We start from the raw sequence: 21,079 nt of genomic DNA on the forward strand, positions 1-21,079 counted from the left end.
CGTCATGGAGGTGAGCCGATCGCGTCACGCAGGACATCTCCAATTGGGGCAATGGAAGACCCAAAGACTCAAGGCCAACCGTTTTTGCCGCGCCATTTCGCAAGCGTGGTCGCCTCATGCCTTCTCCCCGTTTTCTCCGCTTTGCACCTGCCAGAGCCCGGCATACACCCCACCCATATCCACCAGCTGCTGGTGGGTGCCGCGCTCCACGATGATGCCATCCACCAGTACCACGATCTCATCGCAAAAGCGCACGGTGGAGAGCCGGTGGGCGATGACCAAGGTCATACGTCCGGGGTGCAAGTGGCGAAGGTTCTCCTGGATGATGGCCTCGGTGCGGGTATCCACGCTGGCAGTGGCTTCATCGAGGATGAGGAGCTCCGGATCCCGCAGCAGGGCCCGGGCCAGGGAGATGCGCTGGCGCTGACCGCCGGAAAGGCGCACGCCGCGGTCTCCCACCAGGGTGGCATAGCCTTGGGGCAGACGCAGGATGAACTCCTCTGCCCCGGCCAAGCGTGCGGCCTCGCGCAGGGCGGCCTCGTCCGCATGGGGAGAGCCCAACAGGATATTTTCCGCCACCGTGCCGTGAAAGAGGTAGGCCTCCTGGGATACGTAGCCAATACGGCTGCGCCAGGACGCCAAGGCCACCTGCTGCAGGGGCCGACCATCCACCAGGATCTGGCCGGAATCGGGGTCAAAATAGCGCAGAAGCAGCTTGGCCAGCGAGCTTTTGCCTGCCCCGGTGTGCCCCACCACTCCCAGCACCGCCCCGCGACACAGACGCAGGTTGATGCGGCAGAGCACCTGCCCCCGACCCGGATAGCCAAAACACACGTCCCGAAGCTCCACGCAACGCACCGGACCGGAGAGAGGGCTTGCCTCGGTGTGCTCCTGCACCTGGGCGGAGGTCTCCCACAGCTCCATGATACGCCGGGCAGAGGCCTCGGCCTGCTGGATCTGGTTGATCAGGGCCCCGAACACAAAAAGCGGCAGCACCAGGCGCATGGCCATGAGCACGAAGGTGGTGAAGTCTCCAAGGCTCGGTCCAATGCCGGCCCAAGTCATCCAGCCGCCCACGCCGATGAGCACGGCGTAGCCCACGCCCGCCACCCCATAGAGGAGCGGCACGAAGCGCGCCCGCTCCCAGGCGGCCTGGATGGCGGCATCGCGGTACTCTTGGGAGTGCTCGCGGATGCGTGCGGTCTGGGCGTCCTCGGCACAGTAGGCCTGGATCACCGGCATGCCTTGGAGATTGTTCTCTAAAATGGCATTGATGGCGCCCACGGCCTGCCGGGCGCGGCGGTACTGCGGGGCCACCTTGGTGGCAAAAAACCGCACCGCAGCGATGGCAAAAGGCAGCGGCAGCATGAGCAGCACGGCCAAATACGGATCGAGCCACAAGAGCGACCCATACACCCCCGCAAAGGTGATGACCAAGCGCACCATGCTGGTGGAGGTGTCGGCGAAAAAGCGCTCCAGGGTATCCACGTCGCCGGCGAGCACCGCCATGATGTCGCCGATCTGCCGGGTCTCGAAATAGGCCACATCCAGGCGCTGCACATGCTGATACAAGGCCACGCGCAGGTCGTGGCGCACCTTTTGGGCCACGGTGTCGAGCAGATAGTCACTGGTGCTCTGACACACGGCCAAGGCCCCAAAGGTGGCAAGCACCACCGCCGCAGCCAGGACAAAATCGGCGACTTCCAAGGGGCGTCCGGCCTGCATGGAGGCCGCCACCATATCCACCACCCGGCCGACGACCATAAGCGGCACCAAGTCGAAGAACCGCGCGCCGGCATTGGCCACAAGCCCCAAGGCCATGCGCCGCACATACGGCCGCACCCAGGGCAAGAGGCGCCACAGGCTCGAACCCCAAATGGCAGGGGCGGCCATTATCGCCGCCCCCAACGTTTCCACTCAGCCACCAGTGCCATGGCTCCCCTTACACCTGAAACCGGGTGAAATCGGCCACCTGTCCTACTTGATGGAGGATGCGCGACAGCATGGCCAAACGGTTGGCCCGCTGGCCAGGATGGTCGGTAAGCACCATCACGGAGTCGAAAAAGTGGTCCACTGCCGGCCGCAACTCGGCCAAGAGCGGAAACAGGGCGCCGTAATCCCCCTGGGCGCAGGCGCTGGCAAACCGCGGCTCCCACGCCTCCAGTGCGGCCCAGAGCTCCGTCTCCGCCCCGGCCTCCAAGAGCCCCGGATCCACGTGGGCCGCAGCCTCGGCCCCGCTTTTGCGCACGATATTGGCCACACGCTTGAAGGTGAGGGCCGCAGGCTCGAAGTCCGGTGTCCCCACCGCGGCCTGCAGGGCGCGCACCCGGCGGCCGGTGTCCACCACGTCGTCAAAGCCCACGGCCAAGGCGGCATCCAGGGTCAGGGTGTCCATGCCTTGGCCTGCCCAGTACGCCTTGAGGCGCTGGCCGAAGAAGTCCATCAGCCGCGCCTGGGCCTTTTCAGGGGCAAGTTTCCAGGCAATGCCATCGCCGTAGGCGCAGTAAGCGGCCTGCAGCAGCGTGGACAACGGCACGCGCAGCTCGTGCTCCAAAAGGATACGGATGATGCCCAGACTTGCACGGCGCAAGGCGTACGGGTCCGCAGCCCCGGTGGGGATCATGCCCAAGCCAAAGGCGCCCACCAAGGTATCGGCCTTGTCGGCAAGGGCGAGCATGGCACCCGCCAGGCTGGCCGGCACCGGCGTATCCGGCCCCAAGGGCAGGTAGTGTTCCCGGATCGCCAGGGCCACGGCATCGGGTTCGCCTTTGCGGCGGGCGTAAATGCCGCCCATGATCCCCTGCAGTTCCCCGAATTCGTACACCATGGCGGACACCAGATCCGCCTTGCACAGCTGCGCCGCCCGCCGAGCCGCGGCGAGCGTGTCTTCCCCAGACACCACCGCGTGCGCATCCAAAACGTCGAGAATGCGCTCCAAGCGCCGGGTTTTGTCCGCCATGGAGCCCAAGGGGCCAAGAAAGGTGACGTTTTCCAGCTTGGCGTTCCAGGCGGCAAAGTCCGCGGCAAGGTCCGTGCGCCAGAAAAAGCGGGCGTCTTCGAGGCGGGCGCGCAGCACGCGCTCCCAGCCCGCACGTACGGTCTGCGGCCGGGTGGAGCGGATATTGGCCACTGCCAGGAAATACGGCACAAGCGCGCCGTCCTCCCCGCGGACGCCAAAGCTCTTTTGATGGGCCTGCATGCTGGTGAGCAGGACCTCCTGTGGGATCTCCAGATACGAGGCATCGAAACTTCCGAGCACCGCACAGGGGCTCTCCACCAGGCCCACCACTTCGGCCAGCAGATCGTCCCTCCAGGCAACCGTGCCGCCCACGGCCTGGGCCGCGGCGTTGCCTTGTTCAATGATGGCCGCGCGCCGCGCCGCAGGATCCAGGATCACCGCCCCCTGCTCCTCAAGGATGCGACGAAAATCCCGGGCATGGGGAACGCTCCAGGGCCCAGGCCCGAGCACCCGATGCCCCCAGGTGAAGCGATCCGCCACCAACTGGGCGAAACGCACCGGCACCACAGCCTCATCCAAGAGGGCCAAGAGCCAGCGTACCGGGCGGCCGAAGCTCCACTCCTTGCCCACCCATTGCATGCGCTTGGGAAAGGATAAGGTCTTCAAAATACTGGATGCGGCCTCGGCCAGGATATCTCCCGCCAGGCCGCCGCCGGTGGTCTTACGCGCTGCGGCGTACTCTCCTTTGGCCGTGGTCACGCGGTAGAGGGCATGCGGCTCCACCGATTGGGAGCGGGCAAAGCCAAGGCCTGCCTTGGTGAGCTCCCCCTGGGCGTCCCAAGCCACGGCCGCCGGCGGGCCCAGGACCTCCACTTCCTCCACTGCTTGCAACGGAGCGACATCTTCCGCTTCCACCACCAAGCGCCGCGGGGTCACTGCCGCCCGCACCAATCCGTGCGCCAAACGGGCATCCGTCAGGGCTTGATCCAAACGCGAAGCCAATTCCGCTTCCAGCGCTGGCAAAAACCGCGCCGGCATCTCCTCGACACCGATTTCCAAAACAAAATGCGCCATATCTTCTCCGCTCACAACGGGCTATGCATTCACCAAACGCAGCATGGGATGTCCCAGGGCCTGACGCTGTTCCACATACAAACGCGCCACCGTGGATGCCAGATGCCGAACACGACCGATATACTGGGCGCGTTCAGTGATGGAGATGGCCCCACGGGCATCGAGGAGGTTGAAGAGATGGGAGCACTTCAAACAATAGTCATACGCCGGCCAGGGAAGATTGGCCTCGCACAGACGTTTGCATTCCTCTTCACACGATTGGAAAAAGGACAGCAGCATATCTTTGTTGGAATAATCGAAGTTGTACTTGGATTGCTCCACTTCCGATTGATGGTAAATGTCTCCATAGGTCACGTTTTTGTTCCATTGCAAAGCATAAACGGATTCTTTTCCCTGGAGATACATGGTGAGACGTTCCACGCCATAGGTGATTTCACAGCTTATGGGATCGAGATCAATGCCGCCCACCTGCTGGAAGTACGTAAACTGGGTGACTTCCATCCCGTTGAGCCAGACCTCCCAGCCCAGCCCCCAGGCCCCCAAGGTGGGACTTTCCCAGTCGTCCTCCACAAAGCGGATATCGTGTTCGGCCTTGTCGATGCCCAGCACCCCCAGGCTCTCCAGGTAAAGCTCCAGCACATTGGCCGGCGACGGCTTCAAGATCACCTGAAATTGATAGTAATGCTGGAGGCGGTTGGGATTTTCACCGTATCTTCCATCGGTCGGCCGACGGGAAGACTCCGCGTAGGCGACATTCCATGGCTCAGGGCCAAGTACCCGAAGAAATGTGGATGGATTGAACGTCCCGGCGCCCACTTCCATATCATACGGAAAATGCAGCACGCATCCTTGATCTGCCCAAAATCGCTGCAACTCAAGTATGACATCCTGAAAATACATACCTTCTCCTTGATTATACTCAAAATAGCTTCACGAAAATCAACACCGAGCGCCGTGCGTCCCTGCATGCAGATCCACGTGCCAGCGTAAAAAATGATCCACCAAATACCACGTCTCCTCACGCACCACAGGAGGTAATTGCTCAAGCGCCCAGGGCGCAGGCAGCGGCTGGGCAATGCTCCGCAAAAGCGCGATGGTGGCAGGAGAGATGCTCCGCTCAGCCCCTGCACAGCGGCGGCACAGCACCGTCCCCTTGGGGATGGAAAAGGCAGGCCGTGCTCCGAGGTCCGCGCCGCAGCCCCCACAGACATCAAGCTTGGGAGCAAAACCCATGTTGAAGATCACATGGGCCCGAAACAGCACCGGAAAAAACCGGGACGCCCCGTGTTCTCCATCGAGGAGCCGCAATGCCTCCACCAAGGCATGGTGCACCACGGCGACCCCATCCGGGGGGATGCAGAGCCCTTCCACGAAACGCAGGCAATTGCTGGCCATGCCCAAACGGTCCAAGTCCGCCTTCATGCGCCCAAACCGCTCCACCAGCGCCCCTTCCCGCAGCACCAGGTAGTGGCGCCGACGCTCCCACGCCATGGAAAAATGCACCCGATCCAATGGATCGAGACAGCCGCCGAAGCGGCGGCGACTGCGGCGCCCGCCAAAGGCAAAGGCCGTGAGCATCCCTTGTGTTGGCGAAAAAAAGCGGACCCAGCAGTCCGCCTCACGCAAGGTGCCCACCCGCAAAAGAAGCACCGTCTCGGACCAATCCATCATGGCACGGAAATGACTCGGACCTCCCCGGGGCGGGTCTTTCCCACCGGAAAAGCCTGCCCGTCCAACCATAGACGCACGCCTGCAGCGTTGCCGAGCTTCATCCGCAAAGAAGAAGCAAAGGTCACGTCAATCCGCTCCCCCTGGCGCAGAAAATAATCCGTCACCTTGTCGTCCGCCTTGGCCTGTAACCAACAGTCCGCCACAGCCTCCACCCGCATGACCCGAAGCGGCTCCGCTTGAGGGGCCTGCTGCGAGGCCACGGGCGCGGCGTCCTCCACAGCAGGTTCCAGGGAGTTCGGCGCCACAGGAGAATCGGCCGATGCATTGAGGGAAGCATTCTCGTCGCGCATTGCCGGAGCCTGCCCAGGCTCCCCGAGCGCGGGGCTCGTCTCTTGAGGCTGCGCAAGCGTGGTGTTGGCCGCAGGCATCGTCTCATTGGCCGGATGGGTCATCAACGTGGCGGCCTGACGCAAGGCGACCACCTGAGGCAGGATATACCATTGGAACCCGTACCACCCCCCCACCGCGACGACCACCGCCACAGCAGCTCCAGCCACGCGCACCATCCACGGCCGCCAACGATCGTCGGCCTCAGGATGGCGCACCGTGACTCGAATCTGGGCCGCCCGCTCCTCCGGGGGCTCTTCCATGGCATCGGGCAGCGGGTAGGCCTGGGCAAAACGGGAGCAAAGATCCACGCTGTCCAGTCCGAGAAGCGCGGCATAACTGCGCAAAAAGCCTTTGGCATATACCGGGTGGGGCAAGCGGCTCGCGTCCCCTGCCTCCAAAGCGCTCAACACCGGCACGGAAATCTTGGTGCGCGCCTCCACCTCGGCCAAGGAAAACCCTTTGGCCTCGCGGGCCTCACGCAACATCTGCCCAATGGCCTGGAGTTCTTCCTGCATGCCCCTCCTCCTGCCCCTTACAGCCGCACATCAATCAGGGCCTTGGCCCGCAGCGACGCCATGTACTCCTGGAAGCGCTCTTCCAATTTCGGCCGAGTCAGGATGTCCCGGATCTCCTCCCGCACCGCATCGATCCCGCCGCCTTCGTCCGTGGTACGTTCACGGACCAGACGCACGACGACCCATTTGCCCTGCACCAGAAACGGCGAACTCACCTGGCCCGCAGAAAGACCGGACAGGGCCTGACGCCAGGTTGCATCCAAATCTTGCCACGCCACCTCCATGACGCCGTCATCCTGGCGCGGACCGATGGAATATTCCCGCACCGCCTGGTCCATGGTGATGTCGCCTTGGCGCACGGCAGCAGCGACCTTGGCGGCATCTTCCTGGCTCGGCAGCACGGCAAGCTGCACCGTCAGGTGCCGACCGGAGCGAAATTGCTGGGCATGGGCGTCGTAGTACGCCTGGATCTCTTCGTCCGTGACCACGACTTTGCGCTGCACCATGAAGTTCAAGATGCGCCGCCGCATAAGATCGCTGCGCAGTTGCTTCTTGAACTCGTCCAGGGTGATGCCTTGAAGCGTCAGCCCGTGCTGAAATTCAGCACCCGACAGACGCCGACGCGTCTTGAATTCCCGAAGCGCGTTTTCCACATCGCTGTCCGAGACCGTGACCTGCAGGCGTTCCGCCTCTTGGCGCACCAAAATATCATTGATGAGAGAATCGAGCACCACCTTGCGCGCGGAAGCTTCGTCCGGGGCATTGGGGCCAGCCTGGGCCAGGAAGCGATTGGTCTCGGCCTCCAGTTCGCTCCAGGTGACGATCTCGCCGTTGACCACGGCCACGATGCGGTCCACCAACGTCCCCCAGGCAGTCGGGGCGCTCACCAAAAACACCAAAACGACCATCCATGCTCGGCGCATAGGCTCTCCCATAGTTGTTTTCCGGATTGCGGCCGGGTGATTCCTAGCTTTCTGCATCGCCCGCGTCCAGCCCTAAAGCAGGAGCGGCAACCTCCCGAACGAGGTCCTGCAAAGCGGTGTAGGCGGCCCGTACGCGAGCAGTCAGCCCCTCTCCCGCCAAGGCAAGTTCCAATTTGGCGGGCGGCAGCATGCGGGCGTCGGTTCGCGCCATGATCCAGGAAACCAAGCGCTTCGGATCGATGGGACAACGGGCGGCGTCCCAGTACACCAGGCACTTGTCGCGCCCCAAATCCACCCGCACCGCGCCCAAACGCCACACTGCCTGCTTGACCAGCAAGGCCGCCACGAACAGGCGCACAGCATCCGGAATGACGCCAAAGCGGTCGCGCATCTCGTCCACCACGGCCTCCACCGCCGCCTCGTCCGGACACGAGGACAGGGCCTTGTAGTAGTGCAGACGCTCCTGACTGTCGGGAATATACGCTTCCGGAATAACCGCCTGAAACCCCAAGTTGAGCTCCGGCTCGATAAAGGTCTGTACCGCCCCACCCTGCAGGCGCCGCACCTCTTCTTCCAGCATCTCCAAATACAGATCGAGCCCCACCTTGCCCATGTGCCCGGATTGGGCCTCGCCAAGGATGTTTCCCGCGCCGCGCAGCCGTAAATCTTCCATGGCCACCCGGAAGCCCGCGCCCAGGTAGTCCATCTCGAGAATGATTTTCAGCCGCTTGCGGGCAACCTCCGGCAAGGCGTCGGGGTTCGGCACCACGAAATAGGCGTACGCCTGGACCGACGAGCGGCCTACCCGGCCCCGCAATTGATAGAGCTGCCCCAGACCAAAAAGATGGGCCTGATCCACCACCAACGTGTTGGCCCGAGGGAAATCCAGGCCAGACTCAATGATGGCGGTGCACACGAGGATGTCCATCTCCCCATGCCAAAACCGGTGCATGGAGTCTTCGAGCTCGCGTGCCGGCATCTGCCCATGGGCCATGCCCACCCGGGCTTGCGGCACGAGGGATCGCACGAAGGCCGCAGTTTGCTCCAACCCTTGAACACGATTGGAGACCCAAAACACCTGACCGCCGCGGGCAAGCTCCCGCTCCAGGATGGAGCGCAAGGCTTCGGGGTCCCGCTCCATGAGCGCGGTCTCCACGGGTTTCCGGTCCACCGGCGGGGTTTCGATGACCGACAGCCCCCGCACCCCGGCGAGTGAGAGTTGCAAGGTGCGGGGAATGGGGGTGGCGGTCAGGGTGAGCACGTCCACCGTGGCCCGCATCTTCTTGAGGCGTTCTTTGTGCTGCACCCCGAAGCGCTGCTCCTCGTCGAGGATGAGCAGGGCGAGGTTGGCGAACTCCACATCCTTGGAGAGCATGCGATGGGTGCCGATGAGCACGTCCACCTGGCCTTGGGCCACGGCCCTAAGTACGGTCTTTTGCGTCGCCGCGGGCACAAAGCGGGAAAGCAAGGCCACGCGCACCGAAAACGGCTCCATGCGCTGGCGGAAGGTCTGGTAGTGCTGCTCTGCAAGCACGGTGGTGGGACAGAGCAAGGCCACTTGCTTGCCGTCGGCCACAGCCCGAAATGCCGCCCGCAAGGCCACTTCCGTCTTGCCGAATCCCACATCGCCGCACACCAAGCGGTCCATGGGCTCGGGGCGTTCCATGTCCGCCAGGACTTCGGCAATGGCCCGTTCCTGATCCGGGGTCTCGTCAAATCCAAAGGTGGCTTCGAAGTCCCGGTAAAAGGCCGGCACCGGACCGTAGGCGAATCCTTTGGCGATCTTGCGGAAGGCATACATCTCCACCAGGTCCCGGGCGATGGCGGCCACGGCCTTGCGCACCCGCTCCCGCGCCTTGCGCCAGCCCGTGGAGCCCAGGCGATCCAAGGCAGGAGTGGCGCCCTCCGGGCCTTGGTAGCGCTGCACGCACCCCAGGCGGTCTACCGGGAGATAGAGTTTGTCCTCGTCGGCAAAGAGCAGCAGGAGAAAATCGTTGGCCACCTCGCCCATCTGCACGCGGACAAGTCCACCAAAGCGGCAGATGCCATAGTCGCGGTGCACCAAGAGATCGCCCGGCTCAAGGCCTTCAAAGGAGGAAAGCCCGGAAAAGGCCTTGGGTCGGCGGCGGGTCGGGGCAGTCTCCCCGGGATGGAGCACGGCTTCCGGGATCACCCGCACCCCTGCCCAGGGAAGAGCAGCGCCCTGACGGACGCCGGAAACCACAGCGCCGATGCCCGGCCCGTGGGGCAGGCCATCCTGCACCATGAGCCCCTCTTCCCCAGCAAGACTCACGAATTTGCGCCGGGCCCCGGCAGTGGGGAAGCACACCACCACCCGCTCGCCGGCCTGCTGCCAGGACCGCAAGGCCTCCACCACCGCCCGCCACGGCCGCTGCCGGTCCTCGGGCTTCCAAAAGAGGTCCGCAAAGGTGCGCAGGGGTTCCTCGGCAAGTTCCAGGGCATGCCCGCGCTGCCCCATGACCAGGTCCTCGCACAAAAGGCTGGGGCGTCCCTCCAAAAGACGTCGAGACTCCTGTTCCGTTTGCAGCAGCCCCTGACGCGGGAGCCCATCCTGCCAGGTCTGCAAAAAATGCTGCCACTCCCACAGGGACTCTTCCAGCTTGGGCCGCAGGTTCTGGGCCTCCGCCACGACGATCACCGCGTCCCTGGGGATCCAAGCATCGAAACCTTCAAGGCCGCTTTGGGCAAGGCTCAGAAGCGGCACTCCCCCTTCCGTAAGGCTTTGCTCCAGGCGCTGATACGCCTGTCGGGAAAGATCGCCAGTGCGTACCCAGCCATCCCACAGAGAGTGCGCTTTTTCCACCTGGGAAAGCGCCGCGGGCACCGCCTGTACCGGCACGATCACGGTATGCTCCAGATCCGCCCGCGAACGCTGCGACAACGGCTCAAAGAGCGTGAGTCGCTCCACGGTATCGCCAAAGGTCTCCAGGCGCACGGGCAGTTCCCACCCCGGGGCGAACACGTCCACGATGTCGCCACGCACGGAGAACTCGCCCACAACGGCCACCAGCGACGTACGGCGGTAGCCAAAGGCCACCAAGGTCTCCACCAGGGCATCCAGGCTGACATCCTCCCCTCGGCGGATCTCCACATGCGCGCTGGCCACCATCGCCGGTGACGGCCATTTGTGAATCAGGTTGTCCAAGGGAAGAAGAAGCGCCCGTGGCGCCTGGGTACTTAAGCCGTAGAGCACGCTCCAGCGCTCTCCCCACGTACCCGGAGACCCCACCTCTGGAGAAAAACGCGGCAAAGAAAGAAAGCGCCGCTTCCACGGGGGCTGGCCAGCGAAATCCCCATCAAGGGCGTGCACCAGGGCTCCAAAAAGCGCCACATCCGCTCCTGGGGGCGTGAGCAGGACCACGAAATGGCCCGCGCGCACCAAAAGGTGCGCCAAGCAGACCTGACCCACCGGCCCGGTCTTGACCACCCGCAGGCTGCCCTGGGGACGATTGAGGAAAGAATGGAGTTCTGGAGGTGTCAAGGCGATGGAAAAAACGCGGGGATGGATGCATCCCCGCCTGTGGTTATGGGTATGCCCTCGCAGAGCTATGCCGCACCGAGGGCGGTTTTTTCATCCCGGGAAAGGAGGCGGTCCATGTCGAGCATGATGAGCAGGCGGTCATCGAGCTTGCCCACGCCGCTGATGTACTCGGCGTCCAGTCCAGCCACCACGGGCGGCGGCGGTTCCACGGTGCTGGCAGGCAGGCGCAGCACTTCCGACACCGCATCCACGATGAAGCCGACCACCGTGGTCCCAATCTCCACCACGATGATGCGGCTCATCTTGTCGCGCTCCCGGGCCGGGAGCCCAAAGCGCTTGCGAAGATCAATGATGGGAATGACCTTGCCGCGGAGATTGATGACGCCTTCCACGAAATCCGGAGCCTTGGGGACCTTGGTGATGTCCAGCATGCGGATGATTTCCTGCACCTGGAGGATATTGACCCCGAATTCTTCCTCGCCGATGCGGAAGGTCACCAGCTGCAGCAAGTGATCGTCGTGTGTCGTCGTGGCCATAGGCACCTCCTGGCTGGCCCATACGGACTTCTCAAAAAAGTGGCAAGGCAGGCCGTGGGCTTTCCTAAAACCTGGCGTGCTTTATGCATAAAATCAGGACAACCACTGTCTTGGGCACTTTTCTGACACGGAGTCCTCATGTCTGTCATCGACCGTCTGCACCTTCTTGGACAAATGAACGCCCTGCCAACGCCCCGCCACACCTACCGGTCGCGCGTCCAGTTCGAGGAACATATGGATGCCCAACGGCATGGGCTCGATGCGGGGCAAAGCGCGCTCCTCAACCAAGCAGTGCACACGATTCAGGAGCTGACGGCCGCATCGTCCCAGCCTTCAGCCCTTGGCGAGGTGAGCGCCCGATTCGAGTCCGCAGACGCCGGCGGCGCTGCCATCGGTTACGACCCCGTGGGCGGCACCTCCTATGGCGCGTACCAGATCGCCTCTCGGCCCGGCACCATGGACCGCTTCCTCCAATACCTCGACCAGGTGGCGCCCTCCTGGGCGGCGCGTCTGCGGGCTGCAGGTCCGGCCAACACCGGGTCCACCACCGGCGGTATGCCCACGGTATGGAAGGCCATCGCTGCCGAGGCCCCGCAACGCTTCCTCCAGGTGCAACGCCAATTCATCGAGCAAACCCACTTTGAGCCCGCCCGCCAGGCCATCCTGGAGCGTACCGGCATCGATGTGGCCCAAGGCCCGCGAGCTGTGGCCGAGGCGCTGTGGAGCACCGCGGTGCAGCACGGCCCGGCCGGGGCAAGCCGCATCTTCACCACCGCCCTTGAAGCAATCCAGGCGAAGGGCAACCCCCGAGGCCTGCAGCAACCGGAATTTGCGCGAAAGCTGCTCCAGAAGGTCTATGCCCTGCGAGGCACGGACTTCGGCTCGTCACCCGCCTCCGTGCAGAGCGCGGTGCAGAGCCGCTTGCAGCAGGAAGGCAAATGGGTGCTCGCCATGCTCCAAGGCACACCTACGACGGCGTAGACGGCGACTCACCGGCGCGGAAATCTTTGAGCAGTGCGGCATATTCTTGCTGCTCAAGACGGGGGCCAAATCGCGTCACCACCCGCGAAGCGGCAAGGCTGGCCAGCCGTCCTGCCTCCGGAAACGACATCCCATGGGTGATGCCATACAAAAAGGCGCCAGCGAACATGTCTCCAGCCCCATTGGTATCCTTGGGCGTGACCGGAAACGGGTCCACCTCGTGGAGCTGATAGCCATCGAAAAGCAACGCCCCTTCCGCCCCCAAAGTGACGGCAAAGGCTCCTGCCACCTGCCGCAGGCTATCCACAGCCTTGGCCAGGGTACGGCATCCGGCCCATGCCAACGCCTCCGTCCGGTTGCAAAAAAGCAGATCCACCCCTTCCCCGAGGATTTCTTCCAGACCAAGACGAAAATACTCCACCATGGCGGGATCGGAAAAGCTCAGTGCCGTGCGCACCCCATGACGCCGGGCCATGGCCATGGCTGCCACGGCCGCGGATCGACTCGTGGGCGAAGACACCAAATACCCTTCCACGTACAGAAACCGGGAGCGGGCCACGGCCTCTTCATCCACATGGGCTGCGCCCAACTGTGAAGAAATGCCCAGATAGGTGTTCATGGTGCGCTCCGCATCCGGGGTCACGAGCACCACACACGATCCGGTGGTCCCAGCAGGGCGCGGCCCCTGCAGGGTGGTGGCAACCCCCATGCGGGCCAAGTCCTCCAAGAAAAAATCCCCCATCTCGTCGGCAGCCACCAGGCATGCATAGCAGGCTCGGCCCCCCAAAGCCGCCACGGCCGCCATGGTATTGGCGGCGGAGCCTCCACAGGCCCGAGTCCCATGCTGACTGCGCAGCGCCTGGAGAACAGCGAACTGGCGATCTGCATCCACCAAGGTCATGAGCCCCTTGGCAATGCCATGGGTCTCCAAAAAGACGTCATCGACCGCAAATTCCATGTCCACCAAGGCATTGCCCATGCCAAACACATCGAATTCCATGTGCACTCCACTCAACATACTGCTCCGTCCGTTTCCACGTCGCGGGCCCACCAGGCATTGAGCACCGCCTGCACCACCGTGGCCAAGGGGATGGCAAAAAACACCCCCCAAAATCCCCACAGGCCGCCGAACACCAAAATGGAAGCAATCACCGCGATGGGATGGATATTCACCACCTCCGATAACAGCAGGGGCACAAGGACATTGCCATCGAGGATCTGAATGACCAAATACGCCCCGAGCGCCACCATGAATTGGCTCTCGAACCCCCATTGCATATAGGCAACCACGGCAACGGGAATGGTCACGACCGTTGCACCGACATAGGGGATGATCACCGAAAGCCCCACCAACAGGCTGAGCAGCATGGCGTAGTTCAATCCGCACACCAGAAAAGTAATATAGGTCACCACCCACACGATGAGAATCTCAAGTATCTTGCCGCGCACATAGTCACTGACCTGCCGCTGAATATCCGCCCACACTTTGCTGGCAAGACGATGATCTTCCGGCAAAAAGCGGCGGAACCAATCGATGAGTAATGCTTTGTCCTTGAGAAAAAAGAACACCATGATGGGCAAAAGCACCAAATAAATGGTGAAGGTGATGACCGAACGCATACTGGAGAGACCATAGGCCACCAATTGGTGCCCATAACTGGCGATCTGGATGCGGAAGCTGTCCAAAAGCTCCGTCAAATACGCTTCGGAAAGGAGATGCGGATACCGATCCGGCAAATGCACGAGCACAGCCTGGGCACTGGCGACCATATCCGGCAACCGCCCCAGAAAATCCGTCACCTGACGGATGAGGAGCGGGGCAAGGCCAAGGACCAAAAACACCAAGAGCACCACAAAGAGCAGACACACCAGGCTGACCGCAACGAGGCGAGGCATGCCCATGCGCACCAACGGCCGCACCAAGCCCTCCAGGAGAAAGGCGATCACCAAGGCGGCGATCACTGGGGCCAAAAAGTCGCCAATCCACAACACCAAGGCGGACAGCACCGCGAGTACTGCCACCAGAGTAAAAAATTGGGGATTGGCAACCAAACGATCCAAGAGATTCCGCAACCAGTGCACATCGGCTCCTTGCCGGAAAGTGGACGTGGCCTAGCCTGGCCTGGTCGCGCCCGTCAACACGAAGGCCGCCCGCAGGCGGCCTTCGTGCGCAGACGAGATGTCCAGCGACGGATAGGTTTAGCGGATAAAGAGCATTTCCTGGTAGCTGGGCAGGGCCCATTGGTCATCGGCCACCATGGTCTCCAGGGCATCCGCCCATTGGCGCACCTCTGCCATGGCCGGCAAAATGACATCACAAGCATAGCGGGCATGGGCATGGGGTGAAGCCCCTTTGTCCGCAGCCAGCACGGCATCGAGGTGTTCGATGGCGTCCTGGAGCTTGCGCAGGTTTTCGGTGATCGCGTCGAGCATCTTGGTGCGGTAATCTTTCCCGATGGCGCGCAAATTGGCGCACACTGCCGCCAGCTCCCCCTGATAGCGGATGGCTGAAGGCAGAATGATGGTTCTCGCCATGCGCAAGGTAAGGGCCGCTTCGGTCTCGATGGTCTTGCAGTACTGCTCGGTATAGATTTCCTCGCGGCTTTTGAGCTCTGCCTCGGTGAAGACTCCGTACTTGGTGAAGAGTTCCACCACCTCCGGGCTGGTGAGCACGGGCAATGCGTCCGGAGTGGTCTTGAGGTTGGGCAACCCGCGGCGCTCCGCCTCCTTATGCCATTCTTCGGAGTATCCATCGCCGTTGAAGATGACTGCCTCGTGCTCGGTGATGATGGCACGCAAAAGGTCTTGTACCGCGGCATTGAGCTTGGAGGGATCCCCAGCGGTGGCTTTTTCCAGCTCCGTGGCGATATAATCCAGCGACTCGGCCATCATGGTATTGAGGGCCACCTGCGGCCCGGCGATGGACATGGACGAACCCACGGCGCGGAACTCGAAGCGGTTCCCGGTAAAGGCAAAGGGGCTGGTGCGGTTGCGGTCTCCCGGGTCCCGAGGCAGCGGCGGCAGGGTATCCACGCCCACATTCATGAAGCATTTTTGTTTGCACCCTTTGACCTGACCGGTCTTGATCTGCTCGAACACGTCGGTCAGTTGCTCGCCCAAGTACACCGACATGATGGCCGGCGGGGCCTCATTGGCGCCGAGACGGTGGTCGTTGGAGGCCGAGGCCACGGTGGCGCGCAGCAACGCGCCATATTTGTGCACCGCCCGGATGGCCGCCGCGCAGAACACCAAAAACTGGGCGTTCTCGTGGGGGGTGTCGCCGGGATCGAAAAGACTGCCGAGCTCGGCGTTGCCAATGGAGTAATTGAGGTGCTTGCCCGAGCCGTTGATGCCGGCGAAAGGCTTTTCGTGGAGCAGGCACATCATGCCGTAGCGCTTGGCCACGGTGCGCAGCACGGTCATGACGAGCTGGTTGTGATCCGTGGCCAAATTGCCCTGCTCATAGAGCGGCGCAATTTCGAACTGGCTGGGCGCCACCTCATTATGCCGCGTCTTTACGGGCACGCCTAATTTGTAGAGCTCCCGTTCCACTTCCATCATGAAAGAGAGCACCCGGCGGGGAATAACGCCAAAGTACTGGTCTTCGAACTCCTGGCCTTTGGCAGGCTTGGCGCCGAAAAGGGTGCGTCCGGCGATGAGCAGGTCCGGCCGGGCAAAGACAAAGTTGCGGTCGATGAGGAAATACTCCTGCTCCGGGCCAGCAAAACAGGTGACGGGAAGCGTCGTCTCGGTGCCAAAGAGTTTGAGCACCCGCTTGGCCTGTTTGTTCAACACCTGCAGGGAGCGCAGCAACGGCGTCTTTTTGTCCAGGGCTTCGCCGTTCCAGGAGACGAATGCCGTGGGGATGCACAAAAAGGTTCCATTAGGATTTTCCAGGATATACGCCGGACTGGTGACGTCCCACGCCGTGTATCCACGCGCCTCGAAGGTCGTGCGCAGTCCGCCGGAAGGAAAACTCGAGGCATCCGGCTCCCCCTGGATGAGCATCTTGCCGGAAAACTCGGCAATGGCCCCACCTTTGCCATCAGGCACCAAAAAAGAATCGTGTTTTTCCGCCGTAAGGCCGGTCAAGGGAAAAAACACATGGGTAAAATGCGTGGCCCCTTTCTCGATGGCCCAATCTTTCATGGCCGCGGCCACAATGTCCGCAATGGTCGGGTCCAGCTTTTCTCCCAGCTCGATGGTCTTCTTGAGCGACTTATAGACGTCTTTGGGCAGACGTTCCCGCATGACTTGGTCGCTGAATACGTTGCATCCGTAGATTTCCGTCGGTTTTTCCTCGTGGAAGTGCATCCCAGAAGAAGTCGGTGTATACTCTAAAATCGCCCGAATGGCATCCCGCCGGGTAGAAAATCCGCTCATATACTCCTCCAAAAAATGATAGGTTCGCGCCATGCGCTTGCCGTATGAACTAACCCCCAAGGATTAGCAAGCTCGGGACCAAAAATACAAACTGGCTATTTTACTTGATAAAAAATAGCGGTCTGCCGACATCCCTTCTCCAATACTGCCATTTTGCCAAGCTTGTGCCCTATTTTTTTTCATTTTTGTCTATAACGAATCCCATGGGCCACCTCCATCGACCACAGCCGGATCTTTACTGCTCGAATCCTCGCAACCTCAAGGTGCCCCACAAGGAATCTCCTGAAAAAAGACAAAATGCCCTCTTCTGCACGGCCAGAGGGCACCACAGATTTTCTAGACAAAACCCGTCATTTCCCTCTACCGTAATTCCAAGAAGATCACCCACCCCTTCCCAAGGAGTCCCGTATGTCCAGCAACGCGAGTCTGTACCTCCTTACCCGACTTCCCATTTTTCAGGCGAACAAGACTGTCTGGGGATACGAAATTCAAGCCGCCAGTGACAGCAGCAACGATGCCGTGGGCACTACGATCATCGCCGGCGATTCGGTAGGACTCCAAAGTATCGTGGCCCGCAGCAAAAAGATCCTGATTGCCTACACCTATGGGCAAATCGTCAACGAACTGCCCCACGCCATCCCTGCGGCCAATTCCGCCATTCAAGTGGCCACCGAGTACCAGGTCGATACGACCATCACGCAAGTTCTCGCTCGCTTCCACAGCGAAGGCCATACCCTGGCCCTCGAATGGCACCCCGCCACCACCCCAGCCTCGCCACTCCTGGAGAAATCGCACGTCATCACCATTGCCTCGCCCACTGCATTCGAAGATCCCGCCCTCCAGGCAACCGCCCAAAAGACCCATGCCCTGATTTTATGCAAAAATGTAAATACAGAAGAAGAGTTCCGCCGTCTGGCGCAGCAAGGATGTGGCCTCTTTCAAGGCCGCGCCTTCACCCAGCCTGAGATCATCCCGGGGAAAAAGATCTCCGCCCATCAGAGCTCGCGTCTGCGCCTTCTTGAGGTCATCGAGCAAGAAGACCCTGATTTGAACAAACTTGCACAAACAGTCCAAACCGACGTCACCTTGAGTTATAAGCTGCTTGCCTATCTCAACTCCCCAGCCTTCGGTTTTGCTCGCAAGATCGAATCCATCCGCCAAGCCATCACCCTTTTGGGGTGGCGCCAGATGCGCAACTGGTTACGGGCCATGCTTCTGGCGGACATGGCGCAAAGCGAGCAGCAAACCGAGCTTGCCCATTTCGCGCTGCGGCGCGGCAAGTTTTTGGAAGAATTAGTGAAAACCTATGATTATTGGGATTTCAAGCCCGAAGAGATGTTCCTTCTCGGGATGTTCTCCCTTTTGGACGCCATGCTCGGGGTCCCCATGGCCACGGTGCTCGAATCGCTCCCGATCAGTGATGCCCAGAAAAAGGCCCTGCTCGGTGATCCCAATTGTGCCCACCGGCCGCTGCTGGATCTCATGCTCGCCTGTGAAGACGGGACCGAGGAGCCTCTCGCTCAAGCCCTGGGGCTCGACATCCCCACGGTCAAGCGTTTGCATAGCGAGGCAACGGCCTGGGCTACCGCCATCCTCGACGCTTCCCTCTAACACCACTACGGGGGCGCTGCGCGCCCCCGTGATCGGTATCGCATGGCCCGCGCTGCGCGCTAGCGGATCGGATCGACATTCCAAATGCGCGAGGCATATTCCATGATGGCCCGATCCGAGGAAAAGAAGCCCATGCGTGCGGTGTTGAGTATGGACATACGTGCCCAGCGACTGGTGTCGCGATACGCTGTCGACACTGCCTCCTGAGCCTGGATATAGCTTCGATAGTCGGCGAGGACCATGTAATAATCGCCATTATGCAACAAAGCATCGATGATTGGCCGGAAAAGATCTTTATTTTCTGGACTAAAATGACCACACGCAATCATATCCAGAGCTTTGTGGAGCTCTACGTCATTCTCATAGATTGCCCAAGGATTGTATCCTTGAGCTCTCATTTGGACGACTTCTTCCTCAGTGAGTCCAAAGAGGAAGAAGTTTTCATGCCCGACGAGGTCCCGTATTTCGATGTTAGCGCCGTCGAGCGTTCCAATGGTGAGCGCTCCATTGAGCGCAAACTTCATATTTCCGGTTCCTGAGGCCTCCATGCCTGCCGTGGATATCTGCTCGGACAAGTCCGCCGCAGGAATGACGATTTCTGCCTGAGAAACACAGTAATTTGGGAGAAAGACCACCTTGAGGCTATTGCCAACGGCAGTATCCGCGTTGATGACTTGCGCCACAGAATTGATGAGTTTGATGATGAGTTTCGCCATGAAATATCCAGGGGCAGCCTTGCCGCCGAAAAAGACAATACGCGGCGTATGGACCTCTTCATCCTGGACTTTGATACGATTGTAGAGCGTAATGACATGAAGTACATTGAGCAACTGACGCTTGTATTCATGGATGCGCTTGACCTGGACATCAAACAATGATGCTGGATTTATCCCCATTCCCAGCTTACGCAAGACATATCGGGCAAGGCGCTTCTTGTTCTGCCGCTTTACCGTCAACCAACGCTGTTGGAAGTCTGGATCATCCGCATACGCGGCAAGTCCTTCCAAGAGACTCAAGTCTCGTACCCAATCTGGTCCGATGACGGAGGTAATCAAGCGAGAAAGTTCTGGGTTGCATCCGTCAAGCCAACGACGCGGGGTAATGCCATTGGTGACATTGGTAAACTTCTCAGGGAAGAACTCGTGAAAATTGCGGAATAAGCGCTTCTTGAGAATATCCGAATGGAGCTTGGCGACTCCATTGACGGTATGGCTCCCCACGATGGCCAAATGGGCCATACGCACCGTCTGGGGGCCATCCTCGCCGATCAGAGACATAGCGCGCACAATGTCGTCACGCCCCGGTTTCCAGCGGCGCACCTCCTCCAAGAAAAAGTGATTGATGGCAAAGATGATTTGCATGTGCCGGGGAAGCACACGCCATAACAGCTCTACAGGCCACACTTCCAAGGCTTCAGGAAGCACGGTGTGATTCGTATAGGCAAAGGTCTTCTGGCACAATTTCCATGCCTCATGCCAGGCCACCATTTCCTCGTCCACAAGGATGCGCATCAGCTCGGCGATGGCAATGGCCGGATGGGTATCGTTGAGCTGGACTGCCACTTGATTGGGAAAGTTTTCAAAGGATGCATAGTTATTTTTTCGGTATCGTCTGAGAATATCTTTAAATGTCGCTGCAACAAAAAAATATTGCTGTTTCAGACGAAGTTCCTTGCCACTGGGACTATGATCATTGGGATAGAGGACTTTCGATATATTTTCACTTTTGACCTTGCTTTCAACAGCGCCGATATAATCGCCTTCGTTGAACTCGCTCAAATCAAATTCCCGGCTGGACACCGCTTTCCATAAACGCATGTTTGTTACATAATCATTCCGATATCCAGGAATCAAAATATCGCACGCCATGGCCATGACGGTGTCCGTATCAACCCACCGAAACCGTTCAGCACCAGAAGAATCATAATATACTTCGGATCTGCCATAAAAATGGATTTTATACATGAAGTTTCCACGTCGGAAAACCCACGGCGAATCCTGTCGCAACCAGTTGTCAGCGCTTTCCTGTTGATATCCATTGACAATACTCTGATAGAATATGCCATAGTCATACAAGATACCATAGCCATATCCTGGAATGCAACATGTTGCCATAGAATCCATGTAGCACGAGGCCAGGCGTCCGAGACCACCATTGCCCAAGCCCGGGTTCCATTCCTCTTCCACCAGCTCATCCAAGTCCATGCCAAAGGATTGAACGGCCTCCCGACAAACATCCTCGATTCCCAGGGCCTGGATGTAATTCATCAAAAAGCGGCCTGGGAGAAATTCCAAGGAGAGATAATACACGCGCTTGGAAATGGTATCGTAAAAGGAACGCTGCGTTTCCAACCACTTCGTCACCAGTCGATCGCGGACGCTGTAGCACAAGCCCAAAAAGTATCTCCCCTTTCGCGGGGGATACGGGTCTCCGCCGAGCGTGTGGGCCACATGGCGCTGAATGTCTTCCTTGAGCGCCTGTACCTGCAAAGCAAACTGGGTGTCTCCCATGGCGCCACTCCCCTTGCTTGTGGT

General features: G+C 60.5%; 14 protein-coding genes. 2 read left to right on the plus strand and 12 right to left on the minus strand.

Annotated elements, in window-relative coordinates; translation table 11 throughout:
- Positions 1 to 114: 114 nt before the first annotated feature.
- From QMF81_RS07620 to QMF81_RS07655, 8 genes are all read right to left on the minus strand, one after another.
- The gene (locus QMF81_RS07620; protein ID WP_281750177.1) at positions 115 to 1,893 is read right to left on the minus strand and encodes an ABC transporter ATP-binding protein; all 1,779 of its coding nucleotides are present in this window, start codon (positions 1,891 to 1,893) and stop codon (positions 115 to 117) included.
- Between the two features lie 49 nt (positions 1,894 to 1,942).
- Positions 1,943 to 4,033: a glycine--tRNA ligase subunit beta gene (glyS, locus tag QMF81_RS07625; RefSeq protein WP_281750178.1), complete on the minus strand. Its 2,091-nt coding sequence runs from the start codon at positions 4,031 to 4,033 to the stop codon at positions 1,943 to 1,945.
- 21 nt (positions 4,034 to 4,054) lie between these two features.
- Positions 4,055 to 4,933 (minus strand): glycine--tRNA ligase subunit alpha, encoded by an 879-nt coding sequence (locus QMF81_RS07630; RefSeq protein ID WP_281750179.1) that lies wholly within the window; start codon positions 4,931 to 4,933, stop codon positions 4,055 to 4,057.
- A gap of 39 nt (positions 4,934 to 4,972) precedes the next feature.
- Complete coding sequence (gene recO / locus QMF81_RS07635) at positions 4,973 to 5,704, minus strand: DNA repair protein RecO (protein ID WP_281750180.1); 732 nt, start codon at positions 5,702 to 5,704, stop codon at positions 4,973 to 4,975.
- Positions 5,701 to 6,609 carry a RodZ domain-containing protein gene (locus QMF81_RS07640; protein ID WP_281750181.1) on the minus strand — a complete coding sequence of 303 codons (909 nt, stop codon included), beginning with the start codon at positions 6,607 to 6,609 and terminating at the stop codon, positions 5,701 to 5,703. The genes recO and QMF81_RS07640 overlap by 4 nt, the downstream gene beginning before the upstream one ends.
- Positions 6,610 to 6,626: 17 nt before the next feature.
- On the minus strand, positions 6,627 to 7,532 hold the full coding sequence (locus tag QMF81_RS07645; RefSeq protein ID WP_281750182.1) for a SurA N-terminal domain-containing protein: 906 nt from the start codon (positions 7,530 to 7,532) through the stop codon (positions 6,627 to 6,629).
- A 43-nt stretch (positions 7,533 to 7,575) separates the two neighbouring features.
- Positions 7,576 to 11,034 (minus strand): transcription-repair coupling factor, encoded by a 3,459-nt coding sequence (mfd, locus tag QMF81_RS07650; protein WP_281750183.1) that lies wholly within the window; start codon positions 11,032 to 11,034, stop codon positions 7,576 to 7,578.
- 65 nt (positions 11,035 to 11,099) lie between these two features.
- Complete coding sequence (locus tag QMF81_RS07655) at positions 11,100 to 11,570, minus strand: chemotaxis protein CheW (protein WP_281750185.1); 471 nt, start codon at positions 11,568 to 11,570, stop codon at positions 11,100 to 11,102.
- 138 nt (positions 11,571 to 11,708) lie between these two features.
- Here QMF81_RS07655 and QMF81_RS07660 point away from each other — a divergent pair, with 138 nt between their 5' ends.
- On the plus strand, positions 11,709 to 12,551 hold the full coding sequence (locus QMF81_RS07660; protein ID WP_281750186.1) for a hypothetical protein: 843 nt from the start codon (positions 11,709 to 11,711) through the stop codon (positions 12,549 to 12,551).
- On the opposite strand, the gene QMF81_RS07665 is transcribed toward QMF81_RS07660, so the two are convergent.
- The 3 genes from QMF81_RS07665 to QMF81_RS07675 all read right to left on the minus strand — a co-directional run bounded on the left by QMF81_RS07665 (position 12,538) and on the right by QMF81_RS07675 (position 16,934).
- A complete protein-coding gene (locus QMF81_RS07665) occupies positions 12,538 to 13,551 on the minus strand; it encodes an adenosine kinase (protein WP_281750187.1) in 1,014 nt (337 codons plus the stop codon). The genes QMF81_RS07660 and QMF81_RS07665 overlap by 14 nt on opposite strands.
- A gap of 11 nt (positions 13,552 to 13,562) precedes the next feature.
- The gene (locus tag QMF81_RS07670) at positions 13,563 to 14,633 is read right to left on the minus strand and encodes an AI-2E family transporter (protein ID WP_281750189.1); all 1,071 of its coding nucleotides are present in this window, start codon (positions 14,631 to 14,633) and stop codon (positions 13,563 to 13,565) included.
- Between the two features lie 117 nt (positions 14,634 to 14,750).
- Positions 14,751 to 16,934, minus strand: a complete 2,184-nt coding sequence (locus QMF81_RS07675) for a glutamine synthetase III (RefSeq protein WP_281750190.1) — start codon at positions 16,932 to 16,934, stop codon at positions 14,751 to 14,753.
- A 408-nt stretch (positions 16,935 to 17,342) separates the two neighbouring features.
- Here QMF81_RS07675 and QMF81_RS07680 point away from each other — a divergent pair, with 408 nt between their 5' ends.
- Positions 17,343 to 18,545 (plus strand): HDOD domain-containing protein, encoded by a 1,203-nt coding sequence (locus tag QMF81_RS07680; protein WP_281750191.1) that lies wholly within the window; start codon positions 17,343 to 17,345, stop codon positions 18,543 to 18,545.
- Between the two features lie 59 nt (positions 18,546 to 18,604).
- Here the strand turns inward: QMF81_RS07680 and QMF81_RS07685 are convergent, their stop codons facing one another.
- On the minus strand, positions 18,605 to 21,055 hold the full coding sequence (locus QMF81_RS07685) for a glycogen/starch/alpha-glucan phosphorylase (protein ID WP_281750193.1): 2,451 nt from the start codon (positions 21,053 to 21,055) through the stop codon (positions 18,605 to 18,607).
- Positions 21,056 to 21,079: the final 24 nt, after the last annotated feature.

Source organism: Thermodesulfomicrobium sp. WS (assembly GCF_027925145.1).
GTDB lineage: Bacteria > Desulfobacterota > Desulfovibrionia > Desulfovibrionales > Desulfomicrobiaceae > Thermodesulfomicrobium.

Bases quoted from the DNA above. Each gene is read 5' to 3' on its own strand.
- QMF81_RS07620 (WP_281750177.1), bottom strand. From the start codon at position 1,893: ATGGCCGCCCCTGCCATTTGGGGTTCGAGCCTGTGGCGCCTCTTGCCC.
- glyS (WP_281750178.1), bottom strand. From the start codon at position 4,033: ATGGCGCATTTTGTTTTGGAAATCGGTGTCGAGGAGATGCCGGCGCGG.
- QMF81_RS07630 (WP_281750179.1), bottom strand. From the start codon at position 4,933: ATGTATTTTCAGGATGTCATACTTGAGTTGCAGCGATTTTGGGCAGAT.
- recO (WP_281750180.1), bottom strand. From the start codon at position 5,704: ATGATGGATTGGTCCGAGACGGTGCTTCTTTTGCGGGTGGGCACCTTG.
- QMF81_RS07640 (WP_281750181.1), bottom strand. From the start codon at position 6,609: ATGCAGGAAGAACTCCAGGCCATTGGGCAGATGTTGCGTGAGGCCCGC.
- QMF81_RS07645 (WP_281750182.1), bottom strand. From the start codon at position 7,532: ATGCGCCGAGCATGGATGGTCGTTTTGGTGTTTTTGGTGAGCGCCCCG.
- QMF81_RS07655 (WP_281750185.1), bottom strand. From the start codon at position 11,570: ATGGCCACGACGACACACGACGATCACTTGCTGCAGCTGGTGACCTTC.
- QMF81_RS07660 (WP_281750186.1), top strand. From the start codon at position 11,709: ATGTCTGTCATCGACCGTCTGCACCTTCTTGGACAAATGAACGCCCTG.
- QMF81_RS07665 (WP_281750187.1), bottom strand. From the start codon at position 13,551: ATGGAATTCGATGTGTTTGGCATGGGCAATGCCTTGGTGGACATGGAA.
- QMF81_RS07675 (WP_281750190.1), bottom strand. From the start codon at position 16,934: ATGAGCGGATTTTCTACCCGGCGGGATGCCATTCGGGCGATTTTAGAG.
- QMF81_RS07680 (WP_281750191.1), top strand. From the start codon at position 17,343: ATGTCCAGCAACGCGAGTCTGTACCTCCTTACCCGACTTCCCATTTTT.
- QMF81_RS07685 (WP_281750193.1), bottom strand. From the start codon at position 21,055: ATGGGAGACACCCAGTTTGCTTTGCAGGTACAGGCGCTCAAGGAAGAC.